The sequence below is a fragment of the Hungatella sp. SB206 genome (assembly GCF_051132295.1).
Taxonomy (GTDB): domain Bacteria; phylum Bacillota; class Clostridia; order Lachnospirales; family Lachnospiraceae; genus Hungatella; species Hungatella effluvii.
Genome location: NZ_CP096603.1, coordinates 571,311 through 587,139, shown reverse-complemented (window position 1 = coordinate 587,139; position 15,829 = coordinate 571,311). Strand labels below are relative to the sequence as shown.

Here is a 15,829-nt window from a genome sequence, read left to right as displayed (position 1 = left end):
ACCCCACTATCTTGTTATAACGTATAAATGTTTTTTTGCAAAATAAAAAGCACCGGCCATCTCAAAGAAAACGGCCGGTGCTCCTATAAAGTTTTTCTATCTATCAGCAAGAACTTCATTAATCTGATTAACCAGTGTTTCACAGTCAATTCCATGAACCATACATGCTTCTTCTAAAGACTCACCCTGAGAAGCCGGGCAGCCAAGACAGTGCATGCCAGCGCGCATTAAAATCGGTGCAATGCAATCATCCATCTGGATCAGAGCGCCAATTAACATATCTTTACTAATCTGCATCGTGTATTCCTCCTTTAAAAATGTACATACTGTTTCTATAATATAATACTTTTCTTCCGAAATAGCAAGGGATTGTCCAGCCATTTTTGTAAAAATTTTATCATGACTAGGACTTGACGTGTATACAGTATTCAACTATAATATATTCATACAAAAGTTGTATGAATTATAACTTTTGGCAGCACTCGTTCATTATTTTTACTTATAAATAAGCAATCAACGGAGGTACAACATTATGAGACCAGAGTGGAGAGATTTTAGCGGCGGCGTCTGGGAAAGAGAAATCAATGTCAGAGACTTTATACAGAAGAACTACACCCCCTATGACGGCGATGACACCTTCCTCGCAGGTCCGACCCAGGCTACAAAGGATTTGTGGGCCCAGGTTATGGATTTGACCGCAAAAGAAAGAGAAGCTGGCGGTGTGCTGGATATGGATACGAAAATTGTTTCCACCATCACCTCCCACGGCCCAGGCTACCTGGATAAAGATAAGGAGCAAATTGTAGGTTTTCAGACAGATAAGCCATTTAAGCGTTCCTTACAGCCATACGGCGGTATCCGAATGGCCGAGAAGGCATGCGTGGACAACGGCTATACCATTGATCCGGAAATCAAGGAATTTTTTACCGTTCACAGAAAGACACATAATGCAGGCGTATTCGACGCTTATACCGACGAGATGCGCGCCTGCCGTTCCAACCACATCATCACCGGCCTTCCGGATGCGTATGGCCGCGGCCGTATCATCGGTGACTACCGCCGTATCGCTTTATACGGCATCGACCGCCTGATCGAGAACAAGGAAGAGCAGAAATCTACCACACGTACCATCATGTACTCCGACGTAATCCGTGAGCGCGAGGAGCTGTCTGAGCAGCTGCGCGCACTGGGTGAGTTAAAGAAGCTGGGCGCTATCTACGGTTTCGATATCTCCAAACCGGCGGCTAATGTTAAGGAAGCGATCCAGTGGACATACCTGGGCTATTTAGCGGCTGTCAAGGAGCAGAACGGAGCGGCGATGTCCCTGGGACGTACCTCCACCTTCATCGATATCTACGCACAGAGAGATTTGGCAGAAGGCACCTTCACAGAAGAAGAGATTCAGGAATTTGTGGATCATTTTGTTATGAAGCTTCGTCTCGTAAAATTTGCCCGTACACCGGAATACAACGAACTGTTCTCCGGAGACCCGACCTGGGTGACAGAGTCCATCGGCGGTGTCGGCATCGACGGACGCCACATGGTCACAAAAATGTCCTACCGTTATTTACACACCTTACAGAACTTAGGAACCGCTCCGGAGCCGAACTTAACGGTTCTCTGGTCCACCAGACTTCCGGAAAACTTCAAGAGATTCTGTGCCAAGACCTCCATCGAATCCTCATCCATCCAGTATGAGAACGATGACCTGATGAGAGTCACACACGGTGACGATTACGCCATCGCCTGCTGTGTTTCTTCCATGCGTGTCGGCAAGGAAATGCAGTTCTTCGGCGCCCGCGCCAACTTAGCGAAGTGCCTGTTATACGCGATTAATGGCGGTATCGATGAGGTAACGAAGAAGCAGGTAGGTCCGAAGTACCGTCCGATCACTTCCGAATATCTCGATTACGATGAGGTAATGGAGGCATACAGAGACATGATGAGATGGCTGGCCCGCGTTTACGTCAACACCTTAAATATCATTCACTATATGCATGACAAATACTCCTACGAGCGCGTACAGATGGCGCTCCATGACAAGAAGGTAACCCGCTGGTTTGCAACCGGTATCGCCGGCTTATCCGTAGTGGCCGACTCCTTATCCGCCATCAAATACGCAAAGGTCAAGACCGTGCGTGATGAAAACGGCATCGTCGTGGATTATATCGTAGAAGGTGATTTCCCGAAATACGGCAACAATGACGACCGCGTTGACCAGCTGGCCAGCGAGCTTGTACACACCTTCATGAACTACGTAAAGGGCAATCACACCTACCGCGGTGGTATCCCGACCACATCGATCTTAACCATCACCTCCAACGTCGTATACGGCAAGAACACCGGCGCGACACCGGATGGCAGAAAGGCGGGCGAGGCATTTGCGCCAGGCGCCAACCCGATGCACCACCGCGACAGCCACGGAGCCGTTGCTTCTCTGGCTTCCGTTGCAAAGCTTCCATTTAAGGATGCGCAGGATGGTATTTCCAATACCTTCTCCATCGTGCCCGGCGCGCTCGGCAAGGAAGATCAGATCTTTACCGGCGATCTGGAAGTGGATTTAGACAACATTTAACTGAAAACCTGTTAAGGAAGGAAGTGCTTTTATGGCAGCCCCTGACGAAAAAAAGATTGACGATATCGTCGCCATGCTGGATGCGTTTGTATCCGGCGGCGGCGGTCATATGAACATCCGCACGGCCTCAGACGGAACGGTCAGCGCGGATACCACCACCTCAAAGACCGTCACCACCATGAATTCCTTAGACTGTGCCGCCGGCAATCTGGCCTGCAACGTGCCCACCCTGTTCGAGGGTATGGACACCGATGAGGAGGACCCGGAAAACAGTGCGACGGATTTCTCAGACAACTATTAAATACACCATTACAGGAGGAAAAAAACATGGCAAATACAAACATCAGTGACTCTCAGATCGACAACTTAGTATCCCTGTTAGACGGCTATGTACAGGAAGGCGGACACCACTTAAACGTCAACGTGTTCACCCGTGAAACCTTACTGGACGCTCAGAAGCATCCGGAAAACTATCCGCAGCTGACCGTGCGTGTATCCGGCTATGCGGTTAACTTCATTAAGCTTACAAAGGAACAGCAGGACGAGGTTATCTCCCGTACGTTCCACGACGCGATTTAGAACCAGAGGACACATTACGCTCCCTGTTTCAGTTCCGTCAGACTGCTATATATCTTCCATCAGAAAGGCAGGCGCTCTCCGCATGATGACAGGTCAGATACATTCTATTGAAAGCTTCGGCACCGTTGACGGGCCGGGCATCCGCATGGTAGTCTTTACGAAAGGCTGTCCCATGCGCTGCCAGTACTGTCACAACCCTGACACCTGGTCGTCAGGCGGGGGCACCTCCATGACGGTCTCTGAGATCCTGGGCCAGTATGAGGCTTCCCGCCCATTCTACCGCGGCGGAGGCATCACGGTAACCGGCGGAGAACCCCTGCTTCAGATGGAATTTGTGACGGAATTATTTGAGGAGGCACGTCGGCGGGATATCCATACGTGTCTTGACACCTCCGGCGTCACCTTCCGGGACGCAGATACGGCATACTTAGAGCAGCTGGACCGCTTACTCGCCTCCACCTGCCTCGTTATGCTCGACTTAAAGCAGATTGACGACGAAAAGCACCGTCTGCTTACAGGCCGCCCGAACCGAAATATTCTGCATTTTGCAGAGTATCTCGATCAAAAACAGATCCCCATGTGGATTCGCCACGTAGTGGTACCGGGGATCACGGACAACGAAAAAGACTTATACCATCTGGGCCGTTTTATCGGAACACTGAAATACGTGAAGGCCCTGGATGTCCTTCCTTACCACGATATGGGCAAGGTAAAATATAAGAATCTCGGCATGATTTATCCTTTGGAGGATGTGCCGCCGATGTCAAAAGAAGGCGCCGTAGCTGCAAAGAAAATCATACTTCACGGCATTAAGGATGTGCGGACTGGAGCACCAGATCTTTTCTGCTCCTAATTTTGAACAAAAACTACATCATTTTCCACTTGAATAATTTACATTTATAGTATAGAATATAGGCAAATGTATAGAATATAAGGAGGTAATTTATTATGGCATATGTTATTAGTGATGCATGCGTAAGCTGCGGAACATGTGAAGGCGAATGTCCAGTAAACGCGATTGCTGAGGGCGACGGACAGTACGTTATCGACGCTGATACCTGTATCAGCTGCGGAACTTGTGCTGGTGTATGTCCTACAGGCGCTATTTCTGAGGAATAATTAAATACATAAAGGAGCATGATCGATACCAATCCGGTATTTGGCCATGCTCCTTTTTGTTTTGCAGATTTATATTTCGATATGCAGAGAAAATCCGCCCCGTTCCGCCGTCTCCCGGAACCATCTTCCCGATTTCTTTACCGTAAGCCGGCAATTGTCCTTTCTATCCACTCTTATCATGCCATACCGGTTCTTATATGCATTCTTCCAGGACCAGCAGTCAAAGGGCGCCCATAAGTGGTATCCGAAGCAGTTACAGCCCTCCACGATGGCCTTATGAAGCCAGATTAAATGATCCCGTATGAATACAATTCTGTAATCGTCCTCCACGACGCCATCCACTCCAATGAACTGCTCTTCGTTCTGCACGCCCATACCATTTTCCGATAAGTACCAGGGAATATTGCCGTAATTGTCGCGCAGTTGGATAGCGATTTCATAGACGGCAGGCTCATATATCTCCCATCCTCTGGAAAAATTCATCTTCTGTCCTTTATAAGTATATTCCTCAAAATACTTTTCCGGCATGAGAGGACCAGTAAACGGACTGCTCCTTCTCGTGACCCGCCTCGGATGGTAGTAATTCACTCCGAGAAAATCTACCGTATTGGCGCGGATCACCTCTAAGTCCTCCGCCCGGGCTTCCGGACAGATTCCCTCCTTCTTTAAAAGCTCCACCAGGGCGTTTGGAAACTCTCCTTTTAAAGAAGGATCCAGAAAGGATTTGTTGAACAGCAGGTCTGCAATTTCCGCACTTCTTCTGTCTTCTGCATTCTCCGGCTCTTTGCAGTAGGAAGGCGTTAGATTCAGTACAATACCGATCTGTCCCTCCCCTCCTCTCTTCCGAAACTCCTTAACCGCCATACTGCTGGCAAGCTGAAGATGGTACGATACCAGGGCCGCCCTTTTCGCATCACAGACAGCCGGATAATGATTCTTATAAAGATAGCCGCCCTCCGTTATAACAATCGGTTCGTTAAAGGTAAGCCACCGTTTCACCCTGTCTCCGAACAATTCAAAGCATTTTGCCGCGTATGCCGCAAATGCCTCCGCCGTTTCCCTGTTCTCAAAGCCGCCCTTCTCCACCCAGTACATGGGCAGATCAAAGTGATGGAGACAGAGAATCGGCTCGATCCCGCGGCTTAACAGCTCGTCAATTACCGAATTGTAAAACTCCACGCCCGCCTCATTTATGGTTCCCTCACGGTCTTTTATGAGCCGGCTCCACTGAATTGAGGTGCGGTAGGAGTTCATGCCGATCTCCTTCATAAGTCCGGCATAATCTTTATATTTGTGATAGAAATCCGAAGTCACGGCTGGTCCCACACCGTCGTAAAATAACTCCGGGGCCTGTTTAAACCAGTAATCCCATTCCATCTCCGCTTTTCCGTCTCCCGGAAAGCTGCCCTCCGACTGAGGCCCGGAACAGGCCGCGCCCCATAGAAAATCTTTACTGAACTGATACTCCATTGAAACCTCCTGCAATACTGTATTATCACCTATATAAATGGCAGTACAAAGCCCCATACAGGTTCGCCTTATTCCCAAACCGGCAGGGGACGATCTCCGGCATCAGAAATCCGAACTCCGCCTCCTCCGCCAGCCGTTCCATCCGCTTATAGATTTCGAGAATGACAAAGGGCGCCTCGCTGATACCGCCGCCCAGCACGATCAGCTCTGTGTCCAGCGTAAACTGGATCTGGAACAGTCCGACAGCCATGGCCTCGTAAAATTCCTCCACCAGCCGGACCGCATCGCCGTCCCCAGCTTCGGCCAGACGGAAGAGTTCCCTGCCATCGGCACTTCTTCCCGTCAGCGCCTCGTATCTTTTTGCCTGATTCACCATCGTACAGGAACTCCACGTCCGCCTCTGTTCCCCTTCCCGGTTCACCAGATAGTTGCCAAACTCGCCTGCATTATTGGACTTTCCCCGGTATACACGTCCATCCAGAACGATGGAACCGCCGATTCCGGTGCCGCACACCACAGAGACCATATTCCGCCTGCCGGCCGCCGCCCCCTTCCACAGTTCACCGAGCGCGGCGCAGTTGCCGTCATTTTCAATAGAGACCGGAAGCCCGTTTAAGCGGCGGCTGACCGCTTCGGTAAATGGGAAACCATGGATATACGGGATCGCACTGATCCCCCCTACCACGCCCGTGCGGATGTCCACGGCTCCGGGAGAACTGACAGCAATCCCCGCAATGCGTGAATCTGCCGCTTTAAGTTCCGCCTGCACCGTCTCATACACCCGCCCCATCTCCTCAAGCATTCTCTCCATGCCTTCCTTCGGCGTCGGAAAGGAACCCGTACTGTCAAATTTCCCTTCTTTATCCGAAACGGCAAATTTGACAGAAGTCCCTCCCAGATCAAAAATCAGGTAAAGATCCATTTTATCTTCGCTCCCTCAAATAATCTCCATACCACACTATGATCTCCTGAATCCTTCCAAGCTCCGATTCCCGGCTCACACTGCGGTACAGCTCCTTATAATGGTACAGCCACACCTCCAGACGCTCTGAAAGCGCCCAGCTATCCGGCATAACGTCATACTCCGCGCCGTAATCCCATTTTGTGATTACCTTTCCCAGCTCGTTAAACAGGCCGATTCCTTCAACTGCTATGACATATTTCTTCACCATTTTCCGGCTTCTCCTGTCCATGTGGGGCAGAAGTCCGTACAGCTCTCCTGTAATTTCTTCGAGACGCCGGTTCTTTTCACCGACTCCATCCATGGATTCCATGTGTTCCTGTAAATACTGCCTGTGGTCGGCGTCATATTCCGGCGCGGCGCCTGTCTTAAGCTCCTTAAACCGGACCGCCATCTCCCATGTGAAGCCATGAAGCTCCTGGGTCTTTGCCAGCATACCCACCAGCTGCCCGGTGGAATCATCGTATTCCAGGATTGAAATCTGGCGGTTCATCTCTTCCCATGCAGGGGGCTGTACATTCCAGGAGCACGCGGCCCCGTAAATCATCCCCGGTATGCTGAATTCCGGATGATTGATATGCAGGAAATCTCCCCAATCCGTATTCAGCACTCCGACCGCCTCGTATTTCCGGGCGTAATCACACATGATTTTTATATTGCAGTACGCGTTCTCATACAAAGGAATCAGATGGTTCCAGCCGCATACACCCGGGCAGAGATACTGGACCGCTCCGGCCGCATCGAGCGCCCTCGTCTCATCCTCCCTCTGGTTTTTCGCGTATCCCCAGTTTAAGCAGATGGTCTCCGCTGGAAGCTCCTTTAGAAGCTCCGGCTCTCCGGCAATGACGTCGCCCCAGAACATGGGCCGCTTTCCGCAGGAAATCACGCATTCACACAAATCCTTTACGTAATTAATATAGAGCCTGTGAACTCCCAGCCTCTCTTTCAGACCGCTGCTCCTTCCTTTTCCCAGATCAAAGGTCTCATCGGCACAGATATTGAATTGACCAGAAGAGAACAGGGCCGCGAATTCTCTGATCTTTCCTTTGATGAACTCCAGGCTTTCCGGCGACGACACGTTGATCGTATGGTGGTGCATCCGTCCCCTCAGCGAGAACGGCATGGATTCTGAGCCTTCCAGCTCACACAGATGGCTGTAATGCTTCGAGCCCAGGATTTTGTACAGGTGCCCGAAGGTGGACAGGGAAGGGACCAGCTCGATCCCGCGGTCGAGACAGTACCGGTCCAGCTCCAGTATATCTTCTGCGGTCAGCGGCGTGTCATCTCTCCATATTTCGCTGAAATCACGAAACAGGAATGTGTGCTCAATATAGAGCTGCATCTGGTTCAGCTTATAACGCGCCATCCGGTCGGCCAGCTTTTTCAGCCAGTCAAGCTTTGGCACTCTTCCTCTTGTGACATCGTGGTAAAAGCCGCGGTTCCTAATGTCCGGCCTGTCGTGAATACTCATTGCCGGAAGTACGGCGCCCTGCTGCCCTGCCATCTGCAGGATCGTCTGCATTCCATGCCACAGCCCTTTCTCACCGCCGGTGAGAATGATCCCTTCCGGCCGTATTTCCAGAGTATACCCCTGTCCCAGTACGTCCTCCGGCCCCAGCGCCTCCTCCCGGCGCAGAATGATATCTCCGTCTCTTCCTTTTCCCCTGGTCAGAGCTGGCCGATAGCCGGTCTCTTCCTCCAACGCATCTAAAAATAGCATTGCCTGCTTTGTCAGAAGCGGTCCGCAGGACTCATCCAGCACCAGATAGCTTCCATAGCCTATCGTAAACTCTCCATCTCTTCTTTCAGCCTTTTTCGGCTGCGGTATTAAAATCATCGGTTTTCTCCCCTTATTCCTGTCCCTCAAACGCTTCCCTGTACTGTTCCTTAAGAAGCGGGATCCCGTACGCTCTCCCCGTCTCCTCCAGCCGCTTTTCATACGCTTCCAGGCGGCCTCTGCAGTGCTCCGGCCCGCCTTCCCGCATCACAGTCCACATGGGATCACGGTCTGAATCTGACTGCTTCATCATCCGCTCCGTCCAGTCTAAAAGCAGCCGTGCCCCGCGGCCGCAAAGCTCCGGACGCTCTTCCGCCAGATTATGCAGCTGATGGGGATCGCAGTCCAGATCAAACACCATCTCCTCCGGCAGGAGATGGTATCCTCCGTGGATGGTGCGGATATAGATATAGTGGTCAAACCGGACGCTTCGCTGACATACGTGGGCGCACTGAGTCAGCACCGCCGCGGTTCTCCCGCACTCATTTCCGCCCAACAGCGGTTCCTTGAAGGAGACGCCGTCGTACCGGTAGTCCCCAAAAGTCTCCGTGCCTAAAAGCGCCTTCACCGTGGGGAGCAGATCCGTATTGTCATAAAAGCCCTTGATACGTCGTCCGCCTTCGGCCCCCGGCCATTTGATGATTAGCGGAATATGGCATACCGGCTCATCGGCCATGCCGTGTTCTCCATAGACCCCGAATTCTCCCAAATCCTCTCCGTGGTCCGCGGTAATGATAATGGCCAGATCGTCTCCGTAATGCCCGTGCTCCTTAAGCCACGCCACGATCAGTCCAATATTGTCATCAGTGAACCGCACACTGTCATCATAAAGGTCAATAAAATGCTTCGCATCCCCCCTTGTCTTCAAGCTGCCGGGATGCTTCGGCCAACGGCTGAAAGTCTCATCATTCCACATATTGATTTCATTGGCGCCGTGAGGGCCGATGTGCCGCAGATGTTCCTCAAAAATTTCATCCGTAATCCAGTCGTCCGGAAGAGGCTCATCCTGAAATCTGCTCTTCACCCCCTCCGGAGTGCGGTACGGCGTATGCGGATCCCAGTAATGGACGTGAAGAAACCAGTCCTCCATCTCCCGGTTCCTTTCTAACCAATTAAGGATTGCCGGTGTGACCATGTCAGCCGACTCCCCGCCCCGGAGTCCCGGATTATAATACTCATCCAGGCCGGAGAGAAACCACCAGGCCGAGTGGCGCTCTGCAAAGCTGGAAAATGAGACTGTGTGAAGTCCGGCCCTCTTAAACTGCATGAAAAGCCCATTCTCCGACGCCAGATCCGTAAAGCTCCGCGACTCGCCCTGAAGCCGTAAATCCGCCGCCGTACCACCGTGTCCCACAATGCCGTTATGTATTCCGTAAAGCCCGGTCACCATCGACGCTCTGGAGGGAAGGCAGGGGGCATTGGGACAGTAGTACCGGTCAAAGCACACGCCTTCTTTCGCAATCCCATCCATAACAGGCGTAGTATCCCTCCCGTAGCCATAGCAGCCCATATGATCGGCCCTGAGTGTATCAATGTCAAACAGAATTACTTTCATTGCTTAAAACACCACCTTATACGTCTTAATCTCATACGGCTTAATGACAAAGGAAAAGCCATCCTCGTCAATCATAAGGCCGCCTGCCTCTTCAACAGGTTCCTCCAGCAGGTTGCATTCCGTCACTGTCACCGGTGCACAGGAAAGGTTCACTTTCGCGTTCACCCTTTTATTCCGGCTCTCGTAGAGACGCAGGATGATGCCGTCTCCATCCTCGCTCTTCTTCACGGTCTCCAGGACCACGGAATCCCCCTTTACACCTGCAAATCCATAGGATTCCCCGGGCATTCCGCCGTTTACCGCCGAAAGCGGCTGGTTTAAATCCGCAGCTTCCTTCTGGGTATCCGCCTCCCTCCACGTTCCCTGATGAGGATACAGCGAATACGTAAATACGTGCTCCTCGTTGTCCGTGTCAGGATTCGGTTCGATGCCCGATTTGATCAGCGTCAGCTCTATACAGCCCTCACGGACAGAATGGCCGTACTTGCAGTCATTTAACAGACTGACCCCATATCCGCTCTCCGATACGTCCATCCACTTATGGCCGCAGCTCTCAAAACGGGCTCTGTCCCAGCTCGTATTGGTATGGGTCTTTCGCACCACGTTGCCGAACTGGATGTCAAACGCCGCCTCGTCCGTATGGACATCTACCGGGAAGCCAGCCTTTAACAGGTACTGGTGCTCCTTCCAGTCCACCCAGGTGTTAAAATCAATTCTGGGGCTGTGGGCATAGAATCGGATGTCCTGTATCATGCGGGAATGCATGAAGCTTCGATTCACTGTGATCTGCAGACACAGCGGCCCCTCTGACGTAACTGCAATCGACGCCGGCTCATCCAAATCCCAGTATTTCTCCGTATAGAACACATCGATATCCCAGTTATCATAATAAATCGGCTTATCCTCGTAAATCCTCAGACGGTTCCCCGCCTCGCCCGCCTTCCATACCTGACGGTCCTCCGAAAGGTCAAGAAGACTCGTAAAGCTTCCATCCGCCGCCATATCCACTTTTGCAAACGGCGTAGTAATCACGAAGCCATCCGCGGTCTTTAAGACGGAAAACGGCGTATCCACGACGCCCCCGGCCGCCTCACCAGCCGTACCGCCGTCCGCTTCCCGCACCGCGCCATACACGGAATATCCCTTGGAGGGAATCTCCCCCGTCAGTGAATACCGAAGGCCGCCGATCTCTTGGCTGGGAAGCGGCTCCCCTTTATCTGTCAATGATGTCACCCCATCCGGAAGAACCGTCAGGCTGCTGCGTGTAAATCCCAGCGTATTGAATACGGTCACGCCGTTTCCGACACCCGCCACGGCTTCCTTCCGCTCTTTGAGCAGACGGCCGCCTTCCTCCGCAAGCTGCTCATACTCACGCTTCGTCACCTCATAGACTTCCTTAATTGATGATCCCGGGAGAATATCGTGGAACTGGTTTAGCAGCACCATTTTCCACAGCCTCTCCAAATCCTCCGCCGGATAGGCCGCCCCCCTTTTCTCTGCCAGTACGGACAACAGCTCTAAGTCCATGAGAAGCAGCTCGCTCTTTCTGTTTGACCGCTTATTCCTGGCCATGGACGTATACGTTCCCCTGTGATACTCAAAGTAAAATTCTCCGGTCCACGTGTGGAGCCGCCTGCTGTCCTTCACCCGCTCGGAAAGCTCCGTAAAGTAAGTGAGGGAACTCTCCTGGCGCACCTTTGGTATGCCGCGGATTCCCTTTTCCATCCTCCTGCCCGTCTCCAGCATCTCCCTGGTTGGGCCGCCGCCTCCGTCGCCGTAGCCGAAAGCAATCAGAATGTCATTGTTCATCTCCTTATTCTGATAGCGCTGCCAGCCGCCCATAATCGCGTCCGGATGCAGAATTCCGTTATAGGTGGTAAAGAAGCGATCCACGCTCTGCCCGACTCCCAAGGTCGAGATGAGATGGGTCAAAACCTTCGTCCCGTCGATTCCTTCCCACAAAAGCGTGTCGTCCGGCACCTTGTTAAACTGGTTCCAGGAGAGCTTCGTCGTCATAAAATAGTCGATCCCGCATTTCTTCATGATCTGGGGCAGGGCGCCGGAATAACCGAATACATCCGGAAGCCACAGCACCCGGCTGTCCACGCCGAATTCCTCTTGAAAGAACCGTTTGCCGTATAAAAACTGGCGCACCAGACTCTCTCCGCTGGTTAAGTTGCAGTCGGCCTCCAGCCACATGCCGCCTTCCGGCTCCCAGCGGCCTTCTGCCGCCCTTCTCTTAATCTCCTCATAAAGCTCCGGGTACCGTTCCTTCACAAATGTATAGAGGACCGGCTGGCTCGACATGAACCGGTATTCGGGATATTCGTCCATCAGCTCCAATACCGTGGCGAAGCTGCGGGCCGCCTTCTCCCGGGACTGGGCAACTGTCCACCACCACGCCACGTCGATGTGGGTATGCCCGATGCAGGTGGCAATCACCGTATCGTCGCCCGCCAGGTCCTCATACAGCGCCTTTGCGATATAGGCCCGCGCCGCCTCCACCGAACGGTAGAAATCGTTGGAGTAGACGTCCCGTAAGTCCAGAAGGCTGATCGTGTCATTTAACACAGTCAGGATATCAATGGCCGTCTTTCCCTCCTGATCCATCCGGTCCATGGCCCATAACGGCATCTGGATATCATAATAAAGATCCTTAACCGGTTCTGACACTTCCTCCACATCCGCCATCAGACGAAATTCCGGATGAAGGGTGCCTGAATACGCCTGCAAATCAACCGTCACCGTCTCTCCCGCCGTCGCCGCACGAGAAAGCAGGACCTCCCTGTGGTTCATATCGGCGCCCTGTACCACCTCTCCGTTCAGGAACACGAGAAACTGCGGATTCTTGGCGTCATCCCACTCCTCAATCTGGGTACGGATGCGAAGCCATAAGCCCTTCCCGTCATACTCTTCCGGTACCGTAAATACGGTTCGGAACCAGTAATGGCGGTCCGGCCCGTACCAGTGCATCAGGCGGCTGTCAAACGGTTCCCAGCCTTCCTCCGCCAGGTCGGCCTCCTCCGGCCGTAAAAAGAAGCCTTCCTTCACCTTCCAGTCGGACAGCTGATATTTCCGGACAACCATTAATTTTTTTAGTTTATTGGCGATTACCTCCGCCCTCTCCCTTGCAAAAATCATATGTCAATTCCTTTCTGAGCCCCGTATTCTCATCTCGGACGGGGTGGTATGGTAATATTGGTTGAATTGCTGGTAAAAATAATTCATATTCGTGTAGCCCACAGAGGCCGCGATCACCGCGATCTTCTCATCACTGTTTACGATCTGCTCCCTGGCCATACAGAGCCGGTAGCACATCAGGTATTCCGAAAACTTCATTCCTGTTTCCTTGATAAATATCTGTCCCAGATACGTGGAATTCATGCGAAACTTATCGGCTATGATCTTCAGCGAAATATGGCCGCCGTACTCAGCCGCCACCATCAGGACAATCTTATGGATCAGAGGCGACATGGCCTCATATTCTATCTTCAGGATGGGATCACCGTTCTTCTGCTCCGCTTCCGGCAGCGTGCCGTGAAGCTGTTCCATGATGACCTTGCGGATACACGCTTCCAGCTCCTCTGCTCCCACCGGCTTCAGTAAGTAATCCAGCGCTCCGCAGCGAAGGGCCTCCCTCACATAGTGAAAGTCATCGTATCCGCTCATCATGATGTAATTCGAATGAATGCCAAGGCCGCTTAAGCACTCGATCAGCTCATATCCCATGTCATTGCCGATTCTGACATCTACCAGACAAATATCCGGATTCCAGTCTATGATGTGTGACATGACCTCCAGAGATGTTTTTGCAGTCCAGATCCGCCCCACGCCTAATTTCTCCCAGTCCAGAAGGCGCTTTACGCCCTCCAGTACATTGGGCTCATCATCTACAATCAGAATCGTATACATGCGGCCTACTCCTTTCCCGGCAGCGCCGGAAGGAAAATATCGATTTTCAATCCGCCTGCCGCCTGATTTTCAATATTCATCGAGAACGCTTCCCCATAGAAATAGCTGAGCCTCATATAGACGTTGCGCAGCCCGATATCCGCCCCGGGGTCGTCCCCGCCTTCCACCATATTCTTCCTGATCTCCAAAAGGCGGTCCTCCAAAATCCCCCGGCCGTTATCCGACATGGTAACCAGGATTCCCTCCTCTTTCTTAACCGCCTCCAGCATCAACAGATTAAATTCGCTCTCCTGGTCCATACCGTGGTTGAAGAAATTTTCCGCCAGAGGCTGAAGCCAGAAGGCGATGGTATCCACGTCCTTTGCCTCCTCCTCAATATCCACCCGGTACACAAAGGTATCCGCGAAGCGGAGGGACATGAGCTTTAAATACATCTCCAGGACCTCCACTTCCTTTTGCAGAGAAATCACCTCCGGACAGCGGATCAGAGTCCGGTAGAGTCTTCCCAGTCCCTCGATAGCCTCCGCCGTCTCCCTGTCCTTTAGTACCAGCGCTCTGGCCCTTATACTTTCCAGGGTATTATATAGGAAATGCGGATTAATCTGATGGCGCAGCGCCCTCATCGCCGTCTCCTGCTGCTTCAGCTTCAGCAAATACTCCTTACGGATATATCCGTCCAGTTTGACGCTCACCTCCGACAACGCGTCGGCAATCAGCGTGTATTCATTGTAGTGGCCACCCCGCTTCATGACCATGGTTCCCACCTCTACAAAAGAACCGTGTTCCATGGTCTTGAGCATATCCATGATATGGGAGAGAAACCGGGCCTCGCTCTGTAGATTGAAAAAGGCAACCACGACAGCACCGGCTGCCAGCACAAGGACGGTCACGGCCAGCGTCGCGGCTCCCGCCCCGTTCGCCCGCCAGAGAGAGACGATGTCCACTGCCGAAATGTACTCACTGTCCCCGGATGAGTTGACGAATTCAAAATGGAAAACCGGAAGCCTTCCTTTCCATAGAAACCAGCCCTGAAACGCCTCCTTTTCGGAAGCCGTCAGAATCCACTCCCGTTCCCGTTCTCCCTTTACATTTTCATAGGATATCATCTTTCCCTTGATCAGGGCCCAGTCATACGCCTGGCTGCTTCCCTTGTAAATATCCTTCGATGAGCCGTAAAATGTCAGTGTTCCGAGACTCTTCATGACGGAATCCGGACTCCTCACTTCAAAGGATTCCAGCACCGTATCCCTGTCCGTCCTGTCGATCAGCTGCCATTCCCCTCTCAATCCATACGTTACCCTCATATTCCCGGAGAGATTATCCAGCCATATGATTTTTAATCCCTCCGGCGACCGGACCGTAACCGCGTTTACTTTCAGCTGGCTGTTGACAAACAGCTTCCGCATGTCACCGGGCAGCCAGGCGATCTGCGTGTTGGAACGCGCGCTGTTCTCCTCCCTGAGTCTCGTATAATCCTGCTCGCTGGTGCTCTCAAACAGAGTCTTTGTATCCTCCATCAGACTCGGCTTTGCATAAATGCCGTTCACATAATTTTCTAACTGTTCCGACCTGTCTCTTTTCTGCTGCTCCAGGGTCATAAAACTGGATTGTACCTCCTGCCACCGGTTATCCGCCCATATGGTTGTAAAAAAGCAGAGCGCGAAAATCAGGCAAAACAGGGATATAAAAATAATAGAACAGACCGTGCCTGTAAAACGCCTTCTGTATACACTGATTTTCAAGAATGAACCTGATGTCTTTTTCATAAGCTTTTCCCTCTGTCCGTTCGTTTTCTTTTCTGCCAATTATTAATTATACAGTCGTTTTCTTCGATTCACAAGCAGATGCCATTAGCCGCATCCGGTCTGTTCTATATTTTGT

At 51.9% G+C, this 15,829-nt stretch carries 13 protein-coding genes; 5 read left to right on the top strand and 8 right to left on the bottom strand.

Features of this window, described 5'->3' with window-relative positions:
* Positions 1-96: 96 nt before the first annotated feature.
* A complete protein-coding gene (locus M1L66_RS02725; protein WP_002601983.1) occupies positions 97-297 on the bottom strand; it encodes a DUF1858 domain-containing protein in 201 nt (66 codons plus the stop codon).
* A 235-nt stretch (positions 298-532) separates the two neighbouring features.
* Between M1L66_RS02725 and pflB the strand changes: the two genes are divergently transcribed.
* The 5 genes from pflB to M1L66_RS02700 all read left to right on the top strand — a co-directional run bounded on the left by pflB (position 533) and on the right by M1L66_RS02700 (position 4,273).
* Positions 533-2,575: a formate C-acetyltransferase gene (gene pflB / locus M1L66_RS02720; RefSeq protein ID WP_434690658.1), complete on the top strand. Its 2,043-nt coding sequence runs from the start codon at positions 533-535 to the stop codon at positions 2,573-2,575.
* Positions 2,576-2,606: 31 nt separating this feature from the next.
* Positions 2,607-2,876: a hypothetical protein gene (locus tag M1L66_RS02715; RefSeq protein WP_002601985.1), complete on the top strand. Its 270-nt coding sequence runs from the start codon at positions 2,607-2,609 to the stop codon at positions 2,874-2,876.
* A gap of 26 nt (positions 2,877-2,902) precedes the next feature.
* The gene (gene grcA3, locus M1L66_RS02710) at positions 2,903-3,154 is read left to right on the top strand and encodes an autonomous glycyl radical cofactor GrcA3 (RefSeq protein WP_002601986.1); all 252 of its coding nucleotides are present in this window, start codon (positions 2,903-2,905) and stop codon (positions 3,152-3,154) included.
* Positions 3,155-3,239: 85 nt separating this feature from the next.
* Positions 3,240-4,007 carry a pyruvate formate-lyase-activating protein gene (gene pflA, locus M1L66_RS02705; RefSeq protein ID WP_434694185.1) on the top strand — a complete coding sequence of 256 codons (768 nt, stop codon included), beginning with the start codon at positions 3,240-3,242 and terminating at the stop codon, positions 4,005-4,007.
* A 95-nt stretch (positions 4,008-4,102) separates the two neighbouring features.
* Positions 4,103-4,273, top strand: a complete 171-nt coding sequence (locus tag M1L66_RS02700; RefSeq protein ID WP_002601988.1) for a DUF362 domain-containing protein — start codon at positions 4,103-4,105, stop codon at positions 4,271-4,273.
* Between the two features lie 69 nt (positions 4,274-4,342).
* Here the strand turns inward: M1L66_RS02700 and M1L66_RS02695 are convergent, their stop codons facing one another.
* The 7 genes from M1L66_RS02695 to M1L66_RS02665 are packed head-to-tail and all read right to left on the bottom strand — an operon-like array spanning position 4,343 to position 15,714.
* Entirely contained in the window at positions 4,343-5,743 is a 1,401-nt protein-coding gene (locus tag M1L66_RS02695) for a glycoside hydrolase family 1 protein (protein WP_434690653.1), read from the bottom strand.
* Between the two features lie 25 nt (positions 5,744-5,768).
* On the bottom strand, positions 5,769-6,665 hold the full coding sequence (locus tag M1L66_RS02690) for an ROK family protein (RefSeq protein WP_434690650.1): 897 nt from the start codon (positions 6,663-6,665) through the stop codon (positions 5,769-5,771).
* Position 6,666: 1 nt separating this feature from the next.
* The gene (locus tag M1L66_RS02685) at positions 6,667-8,541 is read right to left on the bottom strand and encodes a beta-N-acetylhexosaminidase (RefSeq protein WP_434690648.1); all 1,875 of its coding nucleotides are present in this window, start codon (positions 8,539-8,541) and stop codon (positions 6,667-6,669) included.
* A 13-nt stretch (positions 8,542-8,554) separates the two neighbouring features.
* Positions 8,555-10,036, bottom strand: coding sequence for a sulfatase (locus tag M1L66_RS02680; RefSeq protein ID WP_434690646.1), 1,482 nt, complete (start codon positions 10,034-10,036; stop codon positions 8,555-8,557).
* A 3-nt stretch (positions 10,037-10,039) separates the two neighbouring features.
* Positions 10,040-13,177, bottom strand: coding sequence for a glycoside hydrolase family 38 C-terminal domain-containing protein (locus M1L66_RS02675; RefSeq protein WP_434690643.1), 3,138 nt, complete (start codon positions 13,175-13,177; stop codon positions 10,040-10,042).
* Between the two features lie 3 nt (positions 13,178-13,180).
* The gene (locus M1L66_RS02670) at positions 13,181-13,948 is read right to left on the bottom strand and encodes a response regulator transcription factor (RefSeq protein WP_187023643.1); all 768 of its coding nucleotides are present in this window, start codon (positions 13,946-13,948) and stop codon (positions 13,181-13,183) included.
* A gap of 5 nt (positions 13,949-13,953) precedes the next feature.
* Entirely contained in the window at positions 13,954-15,714 is a 1,761-nt protein-coding gene (locus M1L66_RS02665) for a sensor histidine kinase (protein WP_434690639.1), read from the bottom strand.
* Positions 15,715-15,829: the final 115 nt, after the last annotated feature.